Origin of the sequence: Natronococcus sp. JC468 (assembly GCF_012163165.1) — an archaeon.
In the GTDB taxonomy this organism is placed as follows: Archaea; Halobacteriota; Halobacteria; order Halobacteriales; family Natrialbaceae; genus Natronococcus; species Natronococcus jeotgali.
The window spans coordinates 16,481-36,801 of the sequence record NZ_JAAVUO010000027.1 but is presented as its reverse complement, the minus strand read 5'-3'; the positions used below and the strand labels follow the sequence as shown (position 1 = coordinate 36,801).

Annotated in this window: 19 protein-coding genes; 13 read left to right on the top strand and 6 right to left on the bottom strand. The window is 68.3% G+C overall.

The window, feature by feature from the left end; translation table 11 throughout:
• The first annotated feature begins 146 nt into the window (after positions 1-146).
• The 5 genes from GWG54_RS14795 (at position 147) to GWG54_RS14775 (ending at position 5,700) form a co-directional block, all read left to right on the top strand.
• The gene (locus tag GWG54_RS14795) at positions 147-1,442 is read left to right on the top strand and encodes an MgtC/SapB family protein (RefSeq protein WP_167938506.1); all 1,296 of its coding nucleotides are present in this window, start codon (positions 147-149) and stop codon (positions 1,440-1,442) included.
• Positions 1,443-1,489: 47 nt separating this feature from the next.
• Complete coding sequence (locus tag GWG54_RS14790) at positions 1,490-2,842, top strand: aminotransferase class III-fold pyridoxal phosphate-dependent enzyme (RefSeq protein ID WP_167938505.1); 1,353 nt, start codon at positions 1,490-1,492, stop codon at positions 2,840-2,842.
• A gap of 53 nt (positions 2,843-2,895) precedes the next feature.
• On the top strand, positions 2,896-3,129 hold the full coding sequence (locus GWG54_RS14785; protein ID WP_167938504.1) for a hypothetical protein: 234 nt from the start codon (positions 2,896-2,898) through the stop codon (positions 3,127-3,129).
• Positions 3,130-3,197: 68 nt separating this feature from the next.
• Positions 3,198-5,408 carry a glycoside hydrolase family 3 C-terminal domain-containing protein gene (locus tag GWG54_RS14780; protein WP_167938503.1) on the top strand — a complete coding sequence of 737 codons (2,211 nt, stop codon included), beginning with the start codon at positions 3,198-3,200 and terminating at the stop codon, positions 5,406-5,408.
• Between the two features lie 124 nt (positions 5,409-5,532).
• Entirely contained in the window at positions 5,533-5,700 is a 168-nt protein-coding gene (locus tag GWG54_RS14775; RefSeq protein ID WP_245242819.1) for a hypothetical protein, read from the top strand.
• 33 nt (positions 5,701-5,733) lie between these two features.
• Here the strand turns inward: GWG54_RS14775 and purD are convergent, their stop codons facing one another.
• Together purD and GWG54_RS14765 are read right to left on the bottom strand one after the other, a co-directional pair.
• Positions 5,734-7,029 (bottom strand): phosphoribosylamine--glycine ligase, encoded by a 1,296-nt coding sequence (purD, locus tag GWG54_RS14770; RefSeq protein ID WP_167938502.1) that lies wholly within the window; start codon positions 7,027-7,029, stop codon positions 5,734-5,736.
• A 99-nt stretch (positions 7,030-7,128) separates the two neighbouring features.
• Positions 7,129-8,538 (bottom strand): FAD-dependent oxidoreductase, encoded by a 1,410-nt coding sequence (locus tag GWG54_RS14765; protein WP_167938501.1) that lies wholly within the window; start codon positions 8,536-8,538, stop codon positions 7,129-7,131.
• A 276-nt stretch (positions 8,539-8,814) separates the two neighbouring features.
• Between GWG54_RS14765 and thyA the strand changes: the two genes are divergently transcribed.
• The 5 genes from thyA to GWG54_RS14740 all read left to right on the top strand — a co-directional run bounded on the left by thyA (position 8,815) and on the right by GWG54_RS14740 (position 14,699).
• The gene (thyA, locus tag GWG54_RS14760; RefSeq protein WP_167938500.1) at positions 8,815-9,831 is read left to right on the top strand and encodes a thymidylate synthase; all 1,017 of its coding nucleotides are present in this window, start codon (positions 8,815-8,817) and stop codon (positions 9,829-9,831) included.
• The gene (locus GWG54_RS14755; protein ID WP_167938499.1) at positions 9,828-10,358 is read left to right on the top strand and encodes a dihydrofolate reductase; all 531 of its coding nucleotides are present in this window, start codon (positions 9,828-9,830) and stop codon (positions 10,356-10,358) included. The genes thyA and GWG54_RS14755 overlap by 4 nt, the downstream gene beginning before the upstream one ends.
• 444 nt (positions 10,359-10,802) lie before the next feature.
• Positions 10,803-11,204 (top strand): calcium-binding protein, encoded by a 402-nt coding sequence (locus GWG54_RS14750; protein WP_167938498.1) that lies wholly within the window; start codon positions 10,803-10,805, stop codon positions 11,202-11,204.
• Positions 11,205-11,797: 593 nt separating this feature from the next.
• Entirely contained in the window at positions 11,798-12,355 is a 558-nt protein-coding gene (locus tag GWG54_RS14745; RefSeq protein ID WP_209438463.1) for a calcium-binding protein, read from the top strand.
• Positions 12,356-12,533: 178 nt separating this feature from the next.
• Complete coding sequence (locus tag GWG54_RS14740) at positions 12,534-14,699, top strand: thioredoxin domain-containing protein (protein WP_167938497.1); 2,166 nt, start codon at positions 12,534-12,536, stop codon at positions 14,697-14,699.
• A gap of 4 nt (positions 14,700-14,703) precedes the next feature.
• On the opposite strand, the gene GWG54_RS14735 is transcribed toward GWG54_RS14740, so the two are convergent.
• On the bottom strand, positions 14,704-15,090 hold the full coding sequence (locus GWG54_RS14735) for a thioredoxin family protein (protein ID WP_167938496.1): 387 nt from the start codon (positions 15,088-15,090) through the stop codon (positions 14,704-14,706).
• A gap of 90 nt (positions 15,091-15,180) precedes the next feature.
• On the opposite strand from GWG54_RS14735, the gene GWG54_RS14730 reads away from it, so the two are divergent.
• From GWG54_RS14730 to GWG54_RS14720, 3 genes are all read left to right on the top strand, one after another.
• The gene (locus GWG54_RS14730; protein WP_167938495.1) at positions 15,181-16,239 is read left to right on the top strand and encodes a Glu/Leu/Phe/Val dehydrogenase dimerization domain-containing protein; all 1,059 of its coding nucleotides are present in this window, start codon (positions 15,181-15,183) and stop codon (positions 16,237-16,239) included.
• Positions 16,240-16,337: 98 nt separating this feature from the next.
• The gene (locus GWG54_RS14725) at positions 16,338-17,315 is read left to right on the top strand and encodes a PLP-dependent cysteine synthase family protein (RefSeq protein ID WP_167938494.1); all 978 of its coding nucleotides are present in this window, start codon (positions 16,338-16,340) and stop codon (positions 17,313-17,315) included.
• Positions 17,316-17,376: 61 nt separating this feature from the next.
• On the top strand, positions 17,377-17,991 hold the full coding sequence (locus GWG54_RS14720) for a hypothetical protein (RefSeq protein WP_167938493.1): 615 nt from the start codon (positions 17,377-17,379) through the stop codon (positions 17,989-17,991).
• Positions 17,992-18,006: 15 nt separating this feature from the next.
• On the opposite strand, the gene GWG54_RS14715 is transcribed toward GWG54_RS14720, so the two are convergent.
• The 3 genes from GWG54_RS14715 to GWG54_RS14705 all read right to left on the bottom strand — a co-directional run bounded on the left by GWG54_RS14715 (position 18,007) and on the right by GWG54_RS14705 (position 20,277).
• On the bottom strand, positions 18,007-18,534 hold the full coding sequence (locus tag GWG54_RS14715) for a DUF5804 family protein (RefSeq protein ID WP_167938492.1): 528 nt from the start codon (positions 18,532-18,534) through the stop codon (positions 18,007-18,009).
• Positions 18,535-18,583: 49 nt separating this feature from the next.
• A complete protein-coding gene (locus tag GWG54_RS14710; protein ID WP_167938491.1) occupies positions 18,584-18,931 on the bottom strand; it encodes a hypothetical protein in 348 nt (115 codons plus the stop codon).
• A gap of 167 nt (positions 18,932-19,098) precedes the next feature.
• Positions 19,099-20,277, bottom strand: coding sequence for a tRNA sulfurtransferase (locus GWG54_RS14705; protein WP_167938490.1), 1,179 nt, complete (start codon positions 20,275-20,277; stop codon positions 19,099-19,101).
• Between the last annotated feature and the right edge of the window lie 44 nt (positions 20,278-20,321).

The following is a 20,321-nucleotide window of genomic DNA, read 5'->3' as shown; positions in this document are numbered from 1 at the left end:
ACCCGTCCGGACGACCAGACCCGTCGGTTCCTGTCGGTCCGGCCTCCTCGCCGGCGCCGAACGGGGCGAGGCGAGCGTGCCCGTCCGTTCGGATCGCCTTGGGCGACGGCGGTCGGCTTATATACGCCCGTGCGAAACTACGTGGAGTGAACGGGGTTACGCTGCAGCTGGCCGAGGGACCGCTCGACGCCACCGTCGCCCGCATCGCGCTGGCCGGGGCGCTGGGTATGTTCCTCGGGCTCGAGCGCGAGTGGTCACAGAAGTCCGCCGGAATCCGCACCTTCTCGCTGATCAGTCTGCTCGCCGCGGTCTTTACGATCCTCGTTCTCGAGACCGACGTCGGAGAGAGCCTGCTGGCGCTGGGCGGAGTGCTCGTGATCGTTCAGGGCGTGTTACTCGCCGTCCAGGGGTTGACCAGCGACGAGGACGAGACCAGACTCTCGCTGACAACGTCGGTGTCGATGCTGGTCGCCTACGGCGTCGGCGCGCTCGTCGCCTCCGGCTTTATCATCGAGGGCGTCACCGTCGCCGTCCTCTCGTCGCTGCTGCTCGTCTTGAAGCGGGAACTGCACCAGTTCGCCGGCGGACTCAACCGCGAGGAGATGCGCTCGACGACGGAGTTCGCGATCCTCGCCTTCGTCGTCTACCCGCTGTTGCCCGCCCGGTACGACCTCGAGATCGGCGAGTTGACGATCCCGCTCGAGCCCCAGGTCATCTGGCTGATGGTCGTCGCCGTCGCCGGAATCGGCATCGCGAATTACGCGATCGTCTCGACGTACGGCAGCCGCGGGATCGCCGTCACCGGCTTTTTCGGCGGGCTGGCGTCCTCGACGGCCGTCGTCGGGACGATGCTCGATCACGTCAACCAGCGCCCCGAGGCGACCTCCTACGCCGTCGCCGCAATCTTGCTGGCGAACGCGGCGATGGCCGCCCGAAACCTGGCGATCGCGGTCGGGTTCACGATCGGCAGCGGCAGCGCCGTTCTGCTCGAGGCGATCGTCCCACTCGGGGCAGTCATCCTGCTCGCGTTCCTCATCGCCGGTCTCATCGCCGACTGGCGCGAGTCGGGTTCGATGGAACTCGAGAGTCCGTTTTCGTTGAAAAACGCCCTCGGATTCGGCGCCGTCTTCCTCGTCGTGCTCGTGTTCGGCTCGCTCGCCGAGACGTGGTTCGGCACCCTCGGGTTCTACGCGACCGCAGTCGCCAGCGGGTTCGTCTCGAGCGCGGGCGCGACGACCTCGGCGGTCGTCCTCTACCGCGGGGGTCAGCTCAGCGGCCCGGAGGCGACGATCGCGATCCTGCTGGCGACGGTCTCGAGCATCGTCGTCAAGACGGCGCTGGCGGCGACGTCCTCGAACGAGGGGTTTCGCAATCAGGTCGCGCTCTACAGCGCCGTCCTGCTGGTCGGGGGTGGGCTCGCGGCCGCGCTGGTCGTCGTGTAGCGGGCGAGGGAACGTCTCTTTAACTCGGTAGCGCCCCAACGGCGTGCATGGACCGCGACACGGTCGAACCGCAGGTGGGGACGATGCCCGGCGAGCGGGCGAAACGCTGGGCCGAGTACCACCACCGATACGCCGCGCCGAGCACGTACGTCTACGAGTTCGTCTGGGACGCGCAAGCCGAGGCGGTCGGCCCGTTCTGCACCGACGTCGACGGCAACGTCCTGCTGGATTTTACGAGCCACGTCGCCGCCGCACCGCTTGGCTACAACAATCCGACGATCCGCGAGAAGCTCGCCGAGTTCGACCTCGTCGATCCGCTGAAGATCGCCGGCCAGGACTTCTACGTTAGCGGCGGCTGGCCGCCCGAGGACCCCGAGTTTCCGGGCCCGACGCAGTTGATGGACCGGTTAGTCGCGATGGCCGACCACTACGGGATGGATCGAGTTTTCCTCTCGAACTCCGGCGCCGAGGCCGTCGAGAACGCGATCAAGATCTGCTACGCCGCTGGCGGGCATCGCGCCGTTACCTTCGAGGGCGCCTTCCACGGCCGGACGCTGGGCGCGCTCTCGCTGAACCGCTCGAAGACCGTCCACCGGCGGGGCTATCCCGAGGTTCCGGGCGTCGTCAGCGTTCCCTACCCCGCGACCCCCGAGGAGTACGAGACCCGCTGGCTGACCGACGGCCCCGGCGGGAACGTCCTCGCCGACAAGCTCCACCCCGATCGGGGCGTGATCGACCCCAACGAGGTCGCCTACCTGATCCTCGAGCCGATTCAGGGCGAGGGCGGCTACCGCATCGCCCACCCCGAGTTCGCCCGGGACCTCGAGGACCTCCGCGAGCGCTACGACCTGAAGATCGTCGCCGACGAGATCCAGTCCGGGCTCGGCCGCACCGGGGAGCTGTGGGCCGTCGACGACTTCGAGTTGACACCCGACGTTATCGCCGCCGGAAAGGGGCTACGCGTCGGCGCGACGATCTCGCGATCCGACGTCTTCCCCGAGGAGACGGGGCGGCTCTCCTCGACGTGGGGCGCCGGCGACGCGATCGCCGCGATGCAGGGGGTCCTGACGATCGACGCCATCCACGAGGACGACCTGCTTTCGAACGTCCGCGAGCGCGGCGAGCAGCTCCGCCGTCGCCTCGAGGCGGCCGACCTGCCGGGGGCCGTCGACGTTCGTGGGAAGGGGCTGATGGTCGCCGTCGAGTTCGACACCGAGCAGCGACGCGAGGCCGTCGTCGCGGCCGCCCTCGAGCGGGGGTTGCTCACGATCGGCTGCGGCCACGCGTCGCTGCGACTCCTGCCGCCGCTCGACGTCACCGAACGGGAGATCGACCTCGGGGTCGAGCTGTTGCTCGAGGCCGTCGAGAGCGCCGCAGCCGACCGGTCGCGGTCCGCGTAGGCGGATCACGAAAGCCGCAGCTACTTGGCGCTACCGCACCCAGTGGCGATACGATGATCGGTGCCTACACCATCGGCAAGAAGGCGCTACTGTTCGGGTACAAGCGATACGGCGTTCCGGGAGCGATCCTCTCTGGCGGCGTCGTGCTGGCGGGCTACGTGGCCGTCCGCCGCCTGCTGCGGGGCGACTCGAACGCGAACTCGCTCGGCGAGGCCCTCGAGAACGAACTCGAGGAGACGACAACGGACGACGACGGGACGGCAGACGGCTCGAACGCGTCGAACTAGCGCGCGACTCGATCGGTCGCCGCCGGCGACCGCAACGCTATCCTGCAGCCGCTTCGAACCGCCGGTAGATGTCACGAGAACCGCGGATCCGACGGCTCGTCGGGGAACTCGCGCTCGAGAAGAAGGTTCGGCTCACACACGGCGCGAACGACCCCGAGGGACGGGCGACGGGCTACGTGGCGGGCGTCGACCGACTCGGGATTCCGCCGTTGCGGATGGCCGACGGACCCCTCGGCGTGCGGATCCCCAACGAGTCCGCGACGGCGTTTCCCGCCCCGATGGCGCTGGCCGCGACCTTCGACGCAGACCTCGCGAGCGAGCACGGGGAAGCCCTCGGACGCGAGACTAGGGGCAAGGGACAGGACGTCCTGCTCGCGCCCGGCGCCAACCTCGTTCGGGTCCCCCACAACGGCCGGAACTTCGAGTACTTCGCCGAGGACCCCGTCCTCTCGGCGTCGCTCGCGGGAGCCGTCGTGGCAGGGATCCAGTCCCAGGACGTCGTCGCGACGCCGAAACACTACGTCGCGAACAGCCAGGAGACCGCCCGCGCTGCCGTCGACGCCGAGATCGACGAGCGCGCGCTGCGCGAACTGTACCTTCCGTCGTTTCGCTCGGCCGTCGAAGCCGGCGCGGGCTCGATCATGACCGCCTACAACGACGTCAACGGAACCCGAATGAGCGACCACGAGCGACTGCTCCGAGACGTGCTGAAGGGCGAGTGGGGGTTCGAGGGGTACGTCGTTTCGGACTGGTTCGGCACCGAGGGCGCGGCCGCCGCGGCCAACGGCGGCCTCGACCTCGAGATGCCGGGAATCACGATGGCGGAGATGCAGTCCGCGATGGCGGGCGACGACGCCGACGCCGCGGACGGAAACGGCGACGAAGCGGGCGAGCTCCCGGACGCGATCGCCGACGGGATGCCCGACCACGAGAGCTGCGAGCGGTTCGCCGACTCGCTGGCCGAGGCCGTCGAGTCGGGCGCCGTTTCCGAGGATCGGCTCGACGACATGGTCGCACGGGTTCTCCGGGAGATGGACCGGGTCGGCCTGCTCGAGGGCGGCGACGACCGCGCGGACGGCGCGGTCGACACGCCCGCCCACCGCGAGCTCGCGACCCGCGTTGCGACGCGGGGAACCGTCCTGCTCGAGAACGACAGGGTCCTGCCGTTCTCGGACGACGCGGACGTCGCCGTTATCGGCCCGAACGTCGACGAGCCCGTCCTCGGGGGCGGGGGCTCGTCGGAGACGACGCCCGTCGTCGAAACCGATCCGCAAGCCGGACTCGCCGAGCGCGCCGACGGCGAGGTGACGGTCGCACACGGCCTCCCGCGGATCGAGGGTGTGTCGATGCTCGAGGAGTTCACCGGCGGCGAGGACGACCGCGCGGAGCCGAGCCGGGAGCCCGACCTCGAGGGCGCCGCGGCGGCCGCGCGCGAGGCTGACGTCGCGGTCGTCTTCGTTCGCGACACCGCGAGCGAGGCGGTCGACCGCGAGGATCTGCGCCTGCCCGGCCGACAGAACGAACTGGTCGAGACGATCGCCGCGGAAAACGACCGCACGGTCGTCGTCGTCAACTCGAGCGGGCCGATTGAGTGTCCCTGGCACGAGGAGGTCGCCGCCGTCCTCGAGAACTGGTACCCCGGCCAGGCCCACGGCGACGCCGTTGCGTCGATCCTCTACGGCGACGCCGACCCGGGCGGACGGCTCCCCGTGACGTTCGCGCCCGAGGACGCCTACCCGACGGCGGACGAACGGCGCTATCCGGGTGTCGACGGGACGGCCCGCTACGACGAGGGGGTCTTCGTCGGCTACCGCCACTTCGATTCGGCCGAGCGGGAGCCGACCTACCCCTTCGGCCACGGCCGCAGCTACGCCGACTACGAGTACGTCGACGCCGACCCGGACCTCGAGGACGGAACCGTTCGCGTCACCGTCGAGAACACGGCCGACCGGGACGGGCGGGAGGTCGTCCAAGTCTACGTCCGCCCGCCGACCGTCGACGGGGTCGATCGCCCCGTTCGCGAACTCGCGGGCTTCGAGAGCGTCGCGATCCCGGCCGGCGAGCGCGTCTCGGTGACGGTCGATCTCGAGGCCCTCGCGTTCGCTCGCTACGGCGAGGACGGTGAGGGCTGGACGGTCGATCCGGGCGAGTACGCCCTCGAGGTCGGTCGGTCCTCGCGCGATATCCGTGCGACCCTGCGAACGGACCTCGAGGCGGGGTTCCGGGAACGGGTTCGGCAGTCGCTCGCGACTGGTGGGCCGCCACCTACCGACGGGTAGCAGCGACGTCGTGACGTCCGTGTCGATCGGACACGGAACCGTCCGTTCGGCGGAAACTATCATGGGAGTGGACGGTCTCGTCGGAGCCATGGCTCGCCGACATTGCCCGAACTGTGACGTCGAGATGGAGGCAACTGCCGTGACTACGGCGGAGGCCGGAGGCCTCTACGTCAAAACTGAACGAGAGAGCGGAATACTCAAACGGCTCGGTATCGGTGAGAGCACATCTCTTGACGCGGTTCTCTGTCCCGAGTGTGGGTTGACGCAACTCTACGCCGACCTCGAGGAGTAGCGCCCAGTATCCGTACCGAACTACTGACCCGGTCTACTGGCTCCCTCGGAGCTCCGCGACGTGGTCGATCCGCTGCTGGACCAGGTCGGGTTTGCCGATGTCGTGGCGGACGTGGAGTCCCTCCTCGCCGGCGACCTCGAGGGCCGCTTCCGCGATTTCCTCTGCCTCAGTGATCGAGTCGGCGACGCCGATGAGGGCGAACGCTCGCGAGGTCGTCGTGTAGATGCCGTCGTCGCGCTCGTCCACGCTGGCGTAGTACAGCAGGGCGTCGCCCGCGCTCTCTTCGTCGACCTGCACCTTCGCACCCGCCTTCGGATCCGTCGGGTACCCCTCGGGGACCGCGTACTTACAGACCGTCGCCTGCGAGGCGAACTCGAGTTCCGGCAGCCCATCACCGTCTCGGGCGGCCGTGAGGACCTCGAGGAACTCCGTCTCGAGCACGGGCAGGGTGTTCATCGCCTCGGGGTCGCCGAAGCGGGCGTTGAACTCGATCACCTTCGGCCCCTCGGCGGTAAGCATGAACTGCCCGTAGAGGATCCCGCGGTAGTCCTCGAGGGCCTCGACGGTCGCCTCGATGATCGAGACGGCCTCCTCGTAGTCGGCCTCGGTCATGAACGGCAGTTCGAATGCGGCGTCGGAGTAGCTGCCCATCCCCCCGGTGTTGGGCCCCTCGTCGCCCTCGTAGGCCCGCTTGTGGTCCTGAACGGCGGGGGCGGTCCGGACCTCGCCGTCGGCGACGAACGCCTGGACGGTGAACTCCTCGCCGACCAGCCGCTCCTCGAGGACGATCCGATCGTAGTCCGACTCGCGGATGTACTTCTTGCCCTCCTCGGCGGTGACCTGGTCGCCGATGACCTTCACGCCCTTTCCGCCCGTCAGCCCGGCGGGCTTGATCGCGAGGTCGCCGTCGTACTCGTCGATAAAGTCACAGGCCGCGTCCGTGTCGTCGAAGGTCTCGAAGTCGGGACAGCCCGGCACGTCGTGTTCGGCCATGAACCGCCGCTGGAAGGCCTTGTCCGTCTCGATGCGGGCCTCGTCGGCCTTCGGACCGAACGCGTAGATCCCCGCGTCCTCGAGTTCGTCGACGACGCCGGCCTCGAGGGGCGCCTCGGGGCCGACGACGGCAAGCGTCACCCCGACCGCCTCGGCGTACTCACGGACCGCCTTCGGGTTGGTCGTCTCGAGCGTCTCGAACTCGGTCGCGAGCCGGGCGATCCCGGGGTTTCGGTTGCCGGCGCAGGCGTGGATGTCGGCCTCGCTCGCCGCAAGCGCCCGCGCGATCGCGTGTTCGCGCCCGCCGCCGCCGATCAGGAGCACGTGCTCTGCCATGCCCGATAGGGAAACGCACGAACCTGTAAACGTTGCCCTTTGTACGAGCAAAAAGTATGCACGAGTACGGGTATTCGACGCCGTCGCGAGCGGTCGCTCTCAGTCGTCGCCGGCGGGCGAGGGCTCGAGGGGCGCGCCGGCGTCCTTGTCGGTGTCGCCCTCCTCGATCCCGTCCGGGCGGGGGAAGTGCTCGATCGTCTGCTCGCGGAAGGCCTCCTCGTCGAACTCGTACTCGCCCTCGAGGAACTCGAGCACCTCGAGGGTGTCCCGTCGCGCGTTCTTCAGGCAGGTCGAGGCGCCCGGCGAGGGAGTGATGTTGAAGATGATGTCGTCGCCGACGATCTTGGCCTCGCCCATGTCGAGGGACTTCGTCTCGGTGTCGACGATCTGGGGGCGGACGCCGCCGTACCCCTTCGCGCGCTCGATGTCGTCGAGTTCGACGCTGGGGACGACCTTCTGGACGTGCGGGAGGAACTGCTTCGGACCGACGTTGGGCACGTCGTAGACGAGATTTCGAAGGACGTACGGCAGGAGGATGCGATCCGAGAGGATGTTCGCGTAGCTGAGAAACGCCGCGGCGTTGAGCCCGAAGACGTCGAGGAAGTCCGTGACGGTGGAGATACGCCCGCGCTCGAGAGCCGGGACGAGCTTCGCGGTCGGGCCGAAGCGCGTGATCGAGGGGTCGTGGACGTCGGCGTCGCCGTGGACCGCGGCGAAGGGGAGTTTCTTCATCTGGAGGGTGTAGACCTTCCCGTTGAGCAGGTCGTCCGCCAGGAAGAAACTACCCGCGACCGGGAGCAACACCTTGTTCTCGCCGTAGCCCAGCTCTTTGGCGATCTGGAGGCTGTGGGAGCCGGCGGCGACGACGGTCGCGTCGCAGTCGAAGCGCCCGTCGGTCGTCTCGATGGTGTAGCCGTCGAGCGTCGGCGTGATGTCCTCGACCTTCGTCCCGGTGTAGACGTCGACGCCCGCCTCCTCGCGGGCGAGTTCGACGAACGACTGGGTCGTCGCGCCGTAGTCGACGACGTAGCCGTCGGGCGTCTGGAGCGCGCGCAGTTCCTTGTCCGGGTCCCGTCCCTCGACGACATTCGGCTCGAGGTCGGCGATCTCCTCGCGACCGATCGAGCGCAGCTTCGGGAACAGGTCGCCGAAGCCGTCGCCCTCGTAGCGTCGCTCGAGTTCCGCGACCTCCTCCCGACCGACGCCCAGCACCATCTTGCTGCGCTTGTCGTGCATCTCCCGGTCGGAGTCGTGGTTCTCGAGGTAGCCCGCGAGCATCTCCGCGCCCTCCTTGACGTCCCGGGCTTTCTCGAGGGTGTAGTTGGTCTCGATGTCCCCGAAGTGCAGCGTCTGGGAGTTGTTCGTGTGGTCGGAGTTGATCGCCGCGATCTCGTCTTCCTTCTCGATCAGTGCGATGGAGTCGATATCGGTGAACGTCGCGGTCGTGTACAGCAGGGAGGCGCCGCTGATACCGCCGCCGACGATAACGAGGTCGTACTTGCCAGACATTGTTGTGGTGGCCGCTACGTGTTCAACTTCGGTCCAGACGTATAACTCATATTTTTCTCTCGGAAGATTCGTCGATCGACGAAAACCCTCTCGACGAGGGGTGTACCGCCCTCGAGCGAGAGTCTCTCGGCCGGCTCAGAACTGATGTTGCCGCGTTTGACGCCACTACTGTCAGCGAAATACGGCGTATCACGAACAGTGCAGCGTTGGATCGCGTCGATCCGAACTCGTCTCGAAGCGGAAGGTCCATTTCCCGACCGCTTCGAATAGCGGCTAATGCGACAGTACCTCGAGCTCGTCGACTCGGTGCTCTCGACGGGGACCCACAAACCCAACCGGACCGGGGTCGACACGATCTCGTCGTTCAGCGAACACTACGAGGTCGATCTCCGGGAGGGGTTCCCGCTGCTGACGACCAAGAAGATGGACGGCTACCGCTGGAACTCGATGCTCCACGAGGTCGCCTGGTACCTCTCGGGGCAGGAACACATCCGTGAGCTGCGCGAGGAGACGAAAATCTGGGACGCCTGGGCCGACGACGAGGGTCGTCTCGACACCGCCTACGGGCGGTTCTGGCGGCGGTACCCCGTTCCCGACGAGGACGGCCGTCTCGAGGGCGAGAGCTGGCCCGACGAGCACTACCGCTGGGTCACAGAGGAATCGGACGGTCGCCGCACGTTCGACCAACTGCAGTACGTCGTCGACACCCTCTCCGACTCGCCGAACTCCCGACGGCTCGTCGTCAACGCCTGGCACCCCGCGAACGCGGCCGTCTCGACGCTGCCGCCGTGTCACTACTCCTTCGTCTTCAACGTCCAGGGCGACCGGCTGAACTGCCATCTGACCCAGCGCTCGGGCGACGTCGCGCTCGGGGTGCCGTTCAACGTCGCGGCCTACGCACTCCTGACGAAGGTGATCGCCGAACAGACCGGGTTCGAGCCCGGAACCTTCGCTCACACCGTCGTCGACGCCCACGTCTACTGCGGCCGGGGCGAGCGCGGCGAGTGGTACGCCGACAACCTCGAGGCCCTGCAGTCCCGGCTCGCCGACGTCGACGCCCGCGAGGACTACCTCGCGGTCAGGGAGTGGCTCGAGCGCGAGGCCCCCGCGGAGGCCGACGGCGACGAACGGCTCGATCACGTCCCCGGCCTGCTCGAGCAGTGTGCCCGGGAACCCCTCGAGCGGCCGACCCTCGAGATCGGGGACGCGTCGATCGACGACCTCTCGGTCGACGACCTCGAGTTGCGAAACTACGACTCCCACGAGGGGCTCCGGTTCGCGGTGGCCGAATGACCGCGCCCGAACTCGAAACCGACCGCGAGCTCGTCGGCATCGTCGCGGTCGCCGACAACAGCGTCATCGGACGGGACGGCGAGATGCCCTGGCACCTCCCCGAGGATCTGCGACACTTCAAGGAGACGACGATGGACCACCCCGTGATCATGGGGCGGGTGACCTACGAGGGAATCCTCGAGGCGCTCGGCGAGCCGCTGCCGGGCCGGACGACGGTCGTGCTGACGAGCCGCGATCTCGAGACCCCCGAGAACGCCGTCGTCGCGCGCGACCTCGAGGGGGCGCTCGAGGCGGGCGAGCGCGCGGCCGACGAACGCCACGGTGAGACGAACCGGCTCTTCGTCGCGGGCGGCGCGACGGTCTACGAGGAGTTCCTGCCCGCGCTCGATCGACTGATCGTCACGGAGATCGACGACGACCCCGCCGGCGACGCGACGTTTCCGAAGCGCGATCCGGAGACGTGGCGCGAGGTTGAACGGGACGACCGCGACGGGTTCTCGTTCGTCGAGTACGTTCGGAAGGACTGAGGAGCCGTCGGGACGTCCCTGGCCCTGGGTCCGCTCGTTCGTCGGGAGGCGGGAAACGGCGCGTTTTGGCGCGTGGAACGATTCGATCAGGAGCGACCGCCACGGGATTCGCTCGACGGCGGCGAATTCGCTTCGGCACCGTGGGTCGCCGACGGCTCCCGCACCCCACGCGAGACGAGGCCGACAGCGATGCGGTTTAACGACACCCAACACACGTTCATCGGCGCCTATCCGGACGCTACGTGGCCACCGTCGGTCCCGGCCGACGACTGCCCGCGGTCGGCCCGAAATCTGCGCATATCCCGTTCACTAGTCCCAGCCTACCGATACGGGTCACCTTAGAGGGTGAAACGATCTGCCTCACTTATGCCAAAATTGAGTCAAGACTCGCTCGTCCCGAACGGGGCACCACTGGTGAGAGACATGACAGAAGATACGAGCAGAATGTCCAGCGACTCGAAACGTTCGGTCGGAAAGAAGGAGGCACTCGCCGCGACGGGGATCGCTCTCGGCGCGAGCGCGATAGGAACGGCCGCGGCCCAGGAAGACGGCGACGTCGTCGTGTTCGGCGAGGATTACGTTCCCGGCGCCGGCTTCGAGGTCGCCGCGCAGGCCGACGAGTCGACAAAGAACGACGTGTTCCAGACCGCCGGACTGGACGAGGAGTTCGACGATCCCGACGACTGGGACCTCTACCTCATCACCGTCGACGTAAGCGGGTCCGCTTCGCCGCCCGGCTTCCTGATGACCGAGGATTCCGACGTCGACAGCGGCGATACCGGAACGATGGACGAGGACGCGACGATGCGCAACCCCGAGCTGAACCTTGTCGAGTTCACGCCCTGACGCGGACGAGACGACGAACCGCTCGAGGCGGTCGTCGAAACACCGAACGATCCGGCGTCGAACCCGTTTCGATCGCGCGGCCGCGTTCGCCGGGCGGCGCCCAGGCCCCGGTTCGAAACACGGAACGCGAGCGCGGTGGAATCGTCGTCGGATCCGCGGACGGTCTCGGCGCGCGATCGGTTCCCTGTGCTCGCCTTCCGACGGACAGTCCGAGGAAACCGATTGTTTTGCCGGGTGAGCGGTCCCGAGCCGCGCTCCGCTACCCCGTACCCTCTCGAAATCGAGCGACGGAAGGAGCTTCGTCCCCTCGTCACTACTCGTCCCGTCGGCGTCGATCCGATCGTCTTCGCTGTCGGCAGTCGGGTTTAACGGCTCCGAAACGGACGCGCTGAACTCCGTTCCGGCCGATAAACAACCGTTTCTGACAGCTGGCATCCGTCTCACCTCGACGTGCCGAAATCGCGGCACGATACGGTCAATGACGGTATTTTACGAATACAGCCCGTCTTATACCGTGAAACGATCGGCCTCACTTATGCCAGAATTGAGTCAAGAACAGTCTACCCCGAAGAGGGGGAACACCAGTGAGAGACATGACAGAAGATGATCGCGGACTGTTCGACGATTCGAGACGTTCGTTCATGAAAAAAGGCGCACTTGCGACGACCGCGGTTGCCCTCGGCGCGGGTGCGACCGCAAGTACCGGTGCCGCCCAGGAAGATGACGGCGGTGACGGTGAAGTGGTCGTGTTCGGAGACGACTACCTCCCGGACGTCGAGTTCGAGGTCGCCTCCCAGTTGGATCAGGGGACGAAAGACGACGTGTTCGAGACCGCCGGTCTGACCGACGAGTTCGACACGCCGGACGACTGGGACATCTACCTCATCAGCTACGACACGGGCGGCTCCGCCCCGACGCTTGGCTACCTGATGACCGAAGACGTCGACCTCAGCGCCGGAGATACCGAAACGATGGGCGCCGACGGATCCTTCCGCAACGCCGAGCTGAACCTCGTCGAGGCCACCCCCGGCGCGTCTGCCAACGGCGGCAACGGTGGTAACGGCGGCAACGGCGGCAACGGTGGTAACGGCGGCAACGGCGGCAACGGTGGTAACGGCGGCGGTAACGGCGGCAACGGTAGCGGCAACTGACGCTTCGATCGCCGATCCGTTCGACGCCGTCTCGCGACGACGGCGGACCGTCCCGAGACGCCCCTTCGTCGTATTTTTCGGCCACTTCCATCCGTACCGGCGGGTGCGATTCACGAGCGGTGTGCGATGACGGTTCTCGTCCCGCGAGCTTTTACAACCGACGCCCGTACCCGGGGGTATGACCCGGCCGACCGACCGCAACCGGCTCGACGAGGAGGAAAGTCCCTACCTGCGCCAGCACGCGGACAACCCCGTCAACTGGCAGCCCTGGGACGAACGGGCCCTCGAGGCCGCGCGCGAACAGGACAAACCGATCTTCCTCTCGATCGGCTACTCGGCGTGTCACTGGTGTCACGTCATGGCAGACGAGAGCTTCGCCGACGAGGAGGTAGCCGAACTCCTCAACGAGGAGTTCGTCTCGATCAAGGTCGACCGCGAGGAGCGACCCGACGTCGACAGCATCTACATGGCCGTCTGCCAGCTGGTCAGCGGCGGGGGCGGGTGGCCCCTGTCGGTCTGGCTCACGCCCGAGGGGAAGCCGTTCTACGTCGGCACCTACTTCCCGAAGCGCTCGAAGCGGGGCCAGCCGGGCTTTCTGGACCTGCTCGAGGGGCTGGCCGACTCCTGGGAGACCGACCGCGAGGAGATCGAGAACCGGGCCGAGGAGTGGACCGCGGCCGCGCGGGATCGCCTCGAGGAGACGCCCGACTCGATCGGCGCCGCGGAGCCGCCCTCGAGCGAGGTCCTCGAGCGGGCGGCCGACGCCGCCCTCCGCAGCGCCGATCGGCAGAACGGCGGCTTCGGCTCCGGCGGGCCGAAGTTCCCCCAGCCCGCCCGGCTGCGGGTCCTCGCCCGGGCGTTCGACCGCACCGGGAACGACGAGTTCCGCGAGGTCCTCGAGGGCTCGCTCACCGCGATGCTCGAGGGCGGCCTCTACGACCACGTCGGCGGGGGCTTCCACCGATACTGCGTCGACGCCGACTGGACGGTGCCTCACTTCGAGAAGATGCTGTACGACAACGCCGAGATCCCCCGCGCCCTGCTGGCGGGCTACCGGCTCACGGGCGACGAGCGCTACGCCGATTACGTTCGGGAGACCCTCGAGTTCGTCTCGCGGGAGCTGACCCACGCTGAGGGGGGATTTTTCAGCACGCTGGACGCCCAGAGCGAGGACTCAGAAACCGGCGAACGCGAGGAGGGCGCCTTCTACGTCTGGACGCCCGCGGAAGTACGGGATGTCCTCGGAGCGGAGACCGACGCCGACCTCTTCTGTGCCCGCTACGATATCACCGAGTCGGGCAACTTCGAGGGGCAGAGCCAGCCCAACCTCGCGGCCTCGATTTCCGAACTGGCCGACCGATTCGACCTCGAGGAGCGCGAGGTCCAGCAGCGTCTCGAGAGCGCACGCGAGAAGCTGTTCGAGGCCCGCGAGGAACGCCCCCGACCCAACCGCGACGAGAAGGTGCTGGCGGGCTGGAACGGCCTGATGATCGCGACGTGTGCGGAGGCCGCGCTCGCGCTGGGCGAGGACCACCACGCGGGGATGGCGGTCGACGCCCTCGAGTTCGTCCGCGATCGGCTCTGGGACGCGGAGGCGGGGCGGCTCTCGAGACGGTACAAAGATGGAGACGTCGCCGTGCAGGGCTACCTCGAGGACTACGCCTTCCTCGCCCGGGGGGCGCTTGGCTGCTACGAGGCCACCGGCGAGGTCGACCACCTCGCGTTCGCCCTCGAGCTGGCCCGCGCGATCGAGGCCGAGTTCTACGACGCCGAGCGCGGGACGCTGTACTTCACGCCCGAGAGCGGCGAGTCCCTCGTGACGCGACCCCAGGAGCTCAACGACCAGTCGACGCCCTCGGCGACGGGCGTCGCCGTCGAGACGCTGCTCGCACTCGAGGACGTTGCGGGCGAGGACGACGGCTTCGAGGCGATCGCAACGTCGGTCCTGCGGACCCACGCGGGCCGCCTCGAGTCGAACGCGCTCGAGCACGCCACGCTGTGTCTCGCCGCCGACCGCCTCGAGGCGGGCCCCCTCGAGGTGACCGTCGCGGCCGAGGAGGTGCCCGCGGCGTGGCGCGAGCGATTCGGCTCGCGGTACCTGCCCGATCGGCTGTTCGCGCCGCGACCGCCGACCGAGGACGGACTCGAGGGCTGGCTCGACGAGCTGGGGCTCGAGGCGGCGCCGGCGATCTGGGCCGGCCGCGAGGCTCGCGACGGCGAGCCGACGCTGTACGTCTGCAGAAATCGGACCTGTTCGCCCCCGACCCACGACGTCGACGAGGCGATCGAGTGGCTCGCGGAGTCGGAGACGAGCGGAGAACTGGACGACGACGTACCGTTCTAACGATTCAGGCCGTTTCAGTCTCGAGTTCGGACTCGAGCTCCCGAGCGATCCAGACGGCCGGCGGAACGGCCTCTTCCTCGACGAATCGGGTGATCTCCTCGCCGTCGTCGTCCTCGACGACGATCGTCGGGATGTACTCGACGTCGTAGGCGTCGACCTTCGGCCCCTCCTTGTTCTCGTCGAGGCCGATCTCCTCGATTCGCTCGTCGGGTATCTCGGCCGCCTCGAGCGCCGCGCCGAAGTCGGGCAACAGGGCGCGGCAGTCCTTGCACCAGTCGCCGCCCCAGACCCGGTAGGTCAGTTCGTCGCGGTGGGTCGCGAGGGTGTCGACGGCGTCTTCATAGGAGGCGGCGTCCCACGTCGGGTTCGGTCGCATGGTCTCGAGACTCATACCCACGAATTTCAGCCCCGGCGGCTTAACGGCCGCGCTTCGCCGAGCGGACCGGTGGTATTTTTACGGGAAACAAAACCATTATTACGCATGGTATTCGACGCGATCGGCGACGCCGGCCACGAACAGGTATCGTACTTCACGGATCCGGAAACGGGGCTGCGAGCGATCGTCGCGATCCACGACACGACGCTTGGGCCCTCACTGGGCGGGACGCGAATCCTCGACTACGAATCCGAGGACGCGGCCCTCGAGGACGTCCTGCGCCTCTCGGAGGCGATGACGTACAAGGCGGCCGCCGCGGACCTCCCGCTGGGGGGCGGGAAGGCGGTGATCCTCGGGGACCCCGACGAGGTCAGGACCGAGGCGACCCTCGAGGCCTACGGCCGCGCGGTCGACCGCCTGGGCGGGCGCTACATCACGTCGGTCGACATCAACTCGAGCGCCGCGGAGATGGACGTCGTCGCCCGGGAGACCGACCACGTCGTCGGCGCGAGCGACGGGCTGGAGAACCCGTCGGGGGTGACCGCCCACGGGGTGTTCTGCGGGATCCGTGCCTGCGTCGACCACGTCTACGGCGACGACGACCTCGAGGGCCTCGAGGTCGTCGTCCAGGGACTGGGGAAGGTTGGGCGGTCGCTGGCCGAGGAGTTGCTCGAGACCGGCGCCGCGGTGACGGTCTCGGACGTCGACCGGGAGGCCCTCGAGGCGTTTGCAGCCGAACACGGCGCCGAGGCGGTCGAGCCCGACGCGGTGTACGAACGGTCCTGCGACGTCTTCGCGCCCTGTGCGATCGGCGGGATTCTCGACGACGAGACGATCCCCCAACTGGAGTGCGATATCGTCGCAGGCGCCGCGAACAACGTGCTGGCCGAACGCCGCCACGCCGAGGCGCTCCGCGAGCGCGGAATCCTGTACGCCCCCGACTACGTGATCAACGCCGGCGGGCTGATCACCGTCGCCAAGGACCACTTCGGGGGGACCTACGAGGAGGCTTACGCGGAGGCCGAGGCGATCGAGGGACGGCTGCGCGGGATGATCGAGCGCGCCGACGAGGAGGGGACGACCGTCCTCGAGGCGGCCGAGGCCTACGCCGAGGAGCGGATCGCGGGCGCCGACGACGGGTCGCGGTCGGCGCCACGGCCGTAGACGCGCCGTCGGGTCCGTTCGGTCGCTCTCGATCGCCGACCCGGCACGTCCTGCGAGGGCCAGTACGGGTTTACGTCTCCGCTTCCTACGCGCTCGCAATGAAGGGAAGCATCCTGGACACGATCGGCTCGCCGCTCGTCCAGGTCGACTCGCCGGATGGAGCGACCGTCGCCGCCAAGGTCGAATCCTTCAACCCCGGCGGGTCGGCCAAGGATCGGCCGGCCCTCGAGATGATCCGAACCGCCGAGCAGGAGGGACAGATCGAGCCCGGCGACTGGCTCGTCGAGCCGACCAGCGGCAACACCGGGATCGGCCTCGCGCTGGTCGCGGCCGCCCGAGGGTACGACCTCACCATCGTGATGCCGGCCTCGAAATCGGAGGAGCGACGCCGGATCATGGCCGCCTACGGCGCCGAACTCGAGCTCGTCGACGGCGAGATGGAGGAAGCCCGCGAGCGCGCCGACGAGCTCGAGGCCCAGGGGGCCGTCCAGCTCGGCCAGTTCGAGAACCCCGCCAACCCGCAGGCCCACTACCGGACCACCGGCGAGGAGATCCTCGAACAGGTCGGCGACCGCGAGATCGACGCCTTCGTCGCCGGCGTCGGCACCGGCGGCACCCTCTCGGGAACGGGTCGACGGCTCCGCGAGGAGTTCCCCGAGATGGACATCGTCGCCGTCGAGCCGGCCGAGAACGCCGTCCTGTCGACGGGCGAGTCCGGTAACGACGACTTTCAGGGGATGGGGCCGGGGTTCGTCAGCGACAACCTCGACGTCGACCTGATCGACCGCGTCGAGACGGTCCGCCTCGAGGACGCCGAGGACGAGTGCCGTCGCCTCGCCCGCGAGGAGGGGATCCTCGTCGGCCAGTCCAGCGGCGCGACGAGCCTCGTCGCGAACCTGATCGCCGACGAGATCGCCGAACCCGAGGCCGACTGTCCGGAGGTTCCGGACGTCTTCGACTGCCAGCCCCAGGCGACCCCCGAGACCGACGGCGGCGCCTCCGAGGACTGCCCCCTCGTCGTCACCGTCTTCTGGGACAGCGGGGAGCGCTACCTCTCGACGGGCCTTTTCGACTGAGACGACGGTCGCGTTTCGACCGTGGAGAACGTTCTTTGTACGGGCCGTCATCGGAACGAGCATGGAACGCCGATCCAGGCGGACGGTATTGAGCGCGGCGACGGGAGCGGTCGCGTTGCTCGCCGGCTGTCTCGGGGCCGATCTCGACGACAGATCGGGAGAACACGGCGACGGCGGGACGGACGCGAACGGCGACGACGAGCGGGACGACGAAAGCGGTGGTGACGAGGGGGACGACGACGGAAGCGGTGGCGGCGACGCTGCGGACGCGGTGGACGAAACGACGTTTACCACGTCGGAGCCGCGATCGGAGCCGAACGCGACGCTGCTCGTCGACCGCGAGGCCGCCGCCGGCTGGCTCGCGGACCGGGACGTCGGCGACGACGCGGTCGCGTTCCTCGAGAACACCGCGTTCGACGACGCGTCCCTGATCGCCGTCGAGGCCCGCGCGCCGAACCTGTGTTACGAACTTCGGGTCGAATCGATCGAACTCGAGGACGGGATCGCGCTCGAGGCGGTCGTCGACGACGGCGCCGCCGCCTGCGCACAGCAGGAGGCGACGGCCGGCCTGCTCGTCCGGGCTTCGGACGGTGGCGAACCGATCGAAGAGGGGACCGCGACGGTCGTCGACCACGACGGCGCGAGCCACGAGTTCGATCTCGGCGCGGACACCTAGCCCGCGACGCGTCGGCTACGGCGAGTACTCGGCTTCGGTGAGCCGGACGACGAGCGTGTCCGGGACGTCCCGGAGGTCGTACTCCGAGAGTTCGCCGTCGGTTCGGCGGACGTACAGCGGCTCGACGAGCCGCGGTCTCGCCCGCGACCCGTCGGTCGCGACCGGTTCGTCCTCGCCGTCGGTTCCGTCGCCGTCCTCGTCCGGGTCGGGTCGCTCGAGGCCGTAGATCTTGCAGAACTCCCCGGTGTCGCCGGCCTCGAGGGCGCCGTTTCGTAACTCGTCGGCCAGCGACCGCGAGAGCCACTCCGTCCCGCTGACCGAGGGCTCCTGAACCAGGGCCTCGTCGACGAACCGGGTGAGATACCAGTCCAGATCGTTCAGCAGCGAGACCGCCGCGCCGACGCTGACGGTTCGAACCGCCAGCGAGTTCTCGAAGGGGCGCTCGAGGTCGTAGGTCGCGAGCGCCTCGCGGGAGGTCTCCCGGGACAGGAGCTCGTACCGGAGGTTCACCTCGGGGTCGCCGACGAGACAGACGCGGGTCACTGCCGGGGAGTTGGCGGATCGCGATAATGGGCGTTTCGTCTCCCGACCGTCAGACGGACTCGAGGGACTCCCTGACGGCGTCGGGTTCCTTCCAGAGGACGATGTCGCCGCTGCGGTGGTCGTACTCGACGAACAGCTCCGCCTCGAGCCGGGGCAGGTGCTCGTGGTGGAGCGTGAGTTCGATCCGCTCGGCGTCGTCGTGGGGAACCGTCTCGTCCGCGGCCAGCAACGCGGCGAGTCGCTCGCGACCGAGGGGCTCGCGCTCGAGGAGAATCGATAGCGCTCGCCGGCGAGCGGTGTGGGCGAGCGCCCCGGCGGAATGAAGCGCGTGAACGACGGTTTCGTCGACCGCGGCGACGACCGCTACCAGTGCCTCGACGGTTGACCAGACGACCATGGGGTATCGCCGGCGTGAAGCGACAAAACTGTTCCGCCAAACCGTCCGATCGGCCGACTGTTCGACGAATAGTAGCACAAGTTCGATTTTCGTCCCGGTATCGTCTCCGTTTGTACGAAAGTTCGTCCTCACGGCTGGCGGGGAGGCGACGAGGGCGGCCCGAACGGTCAGGGTTCGACGAGTTCGGCGTTCCGTGCGGCCTCCTCGGCGCGCTCGAACAGATCGTCGGGCTCGGCCGCCAGCAGGGGCTCGAGGCGGGCGTTGGTCTCGGCTCGATCGGGCGCGACGCGGTTGCAGCCGGCGTCGATCGTCGACTCGGTGAACGTGCCGATCTCGCGGGCCCGGGCGACGATCTCGGCCTTGTCGCGGGTCAGCAGCGGGCGGTGGATCGGCAACTCGGTGGCGCGGCTCGTGATCGCGAGGTTTTGCATCGTCTGGCTCGACTTCTGGCCGACCGCCTCGCCCGTGACGATCCCGTGGGCGTCGACGCGCTCGGCCAGCACCTCCGCGGCACGGTAGAAAAATCGCCGCATCGAGAGCATCCGCCCCTCCTCCATCTCCTCGACAAGGACGGACAGCGTCTCCCCACCGGGAATCTCGTAGACCTGCGTGTCGAAGTTCGGCGCGTACCGCGAGAGCACGCGAACGGTCTCCATCGCGCGGGCCTCGTGGTCGATCCCGCCGAACGGGCCCAGATCGACGTACACCGGGACGATCGGGCTGCCGCGTTTCATGATCTCGTAGGCCGCCACGGGCGAGTCGATCCCGCCGCTTATCATCGCGATCACCGGCTCCTGGGCGCCAAGCGGCAGCCCGCCCGGGCCGTCCCGCTTCTCGAGGTAGACGAATGCGACGTCCTCGCGGACCTCGACGCCGAAGGTGAGGTCGGGGTCGTCGAGGTCGACTTCGGGCTCGAACTCGTCGGCGACGGCCTCCCAGATCGCGGACCCACCCTCGCGGGCGAGGTCGTCGCTGTCGTAGGGCAGGTCCTTGTCCGCCCGCCGAGCGTCGACGGCGAAGCTGCCGCCGTCGTAGCGGGCCCGCGCCGTCTCCGCGAGGGCCTCGAGGATCCGTTCCTTCTCGGTGCTCGTGGTCAGACATGGGCTCGCGGAGACGACCCCGAAGGTGTCGGCCGCGGCCGTCGTTGCGTCTTCGACCGCCGCCTCGGTCGTGTGGATCAGCGGTCGGCTCCAGCGGCGCTCGACCTCGCCGGGAACCGACCGGTCCGCCAGCAGGGCCTCGAGATTCTCCGCGAGGAGCCCCTCCATGTACCGCTTGACGGTGTTGCTCTTGGTGTTTACGTCCCCGTGGCGGACGAGGACGGTGTCGGCTCCCGGCGGGTGCATACCGGACCGTAGCCGGGCGCGGGTATAAGGGGATTACGAGGGGC

Excerpts from the sequence above, each read along its gene's own strand:
- GWG54_RS14725 (WP_167938494.1), top strand. The coding sequence starts at position 16,338 with ATGAAGGGAAGCATCCTGGACACGATCGGCTCGCCGCTCGTCCAGGTC.
- GWG54_RS14740 (WP_167938497.1), top strand. The coding sequence starts at position 12,534 with ATGACCCGGCCGACCGACCGCAACCGGCTCGACGAGGAGGAAAGTCCC.
- GWG54_RS14780 (WP_167938503.1), top strand. The coding sequence starts at position 3,198 with ATGTCACGAGAACCGCGGATCCGACGGCTCGTCGGGGAACTCGCGCTC.
- GWG54_RS14735 (WP_167938496.1), bottom strand. The coding sequence starts at position 15,090 with ATGAGTCTCGAGACCATGCGACCGAACCCGACGTGGGACGCCGCCTCC.
- purD (WP_167938502.1), bottom strand. The coding sequence starts at position 7,029 with ATGGCAGAGCACGTGCTCCTGATCGGCGGCGGCGGGCGCGAACACGCG.
- thyA (WP_167938500.1), top strand. The coding sequence starts at position 8,815 with ATGCGACAGTACCTCGAGCTCGTCGACTCGGTGCTCTCGACGGGGACC.
- GWG54_RS14745 (WP_209438463.1), top strand. The coding sequence starts at position 11,798 with ATGACAGAAGATGATCGCGGACTGTTCGACGATTCGAGACGTTCGTTC.
- GWG54_RS14775 (WP_245242819.1), top strand. The coding sequence starts at position 5,533 with ATGGAGGCAACTGCCGTGACTACGGCGGAGGCCGGAGGCCTCTACGTC.
- GWG54_RS14785 (WP_167938504.1), top strand. The coding sequence starts at position 2,896 with ATGATCGGTGCCTACACCATCGGCAAGAAGGCGCTACTGTTCGGGTAC.
- GWG54_RS14705 (WP_167938490.1), bottom strand. The coding sequence starts at position 20,277 with ATGCACCCGCCGGGAGCCGACACCGTCCTCGTCCGCCACGGGGACGTA.
- GWG54_RS14720 (WP_167938493.1), top strand. The coding sequence starts at position 17,377 with ATGGAACGCCGATCCAGGCGGACGGTATTGAGCGCGGCGACGGGAGCG.
- GWG54_RS14790 (WP_167938505.1), top strand. The coding sequence starts at position 1,490 with ATGGACCGCGACACGGTCGAACCGCAGGTGGGGACGATGCCCGGCGAG.
- GWG54_RS14710 (WP_167938491.1), bottom strand. The coding sequence starts at position 18,931 with ATGGTCGTCTGGTCAACCGTCGAGGCACTGGTAGCGGTCGTCGCCGCG.
- GWG54_RS14765 (WP_167938501.1), bottom strand. The coding sequence starts at position 8,538 with ATGTCTGGCAAGTACGACCTCGTTATCGTCGGCGGCGGTATCAGCGGC.
- GWG54_RS14750 (WP_167938498.1), top strand. The coding sequence starts at position 10,803 with ATGTCCAGCGACTCGAAACGTTCGGTCGGAAAGAAGGAGGCACTCGCC.
- GWG54_RS14755 (WP_167938499.1), top strand. The coding sequence starts at position 9,828 with ATGACCGCGCCCGAACTCGAAACCGACCGCGAGCTCGTCGGCATCGTC.
- GWG54_RS14730 (WP_167938495.1), top strand. The coding sequence starts at position 15,181 with ATGGTATTCGACGCGATCGGCGACGCCGGCCACGAACAGGTATCGTAC.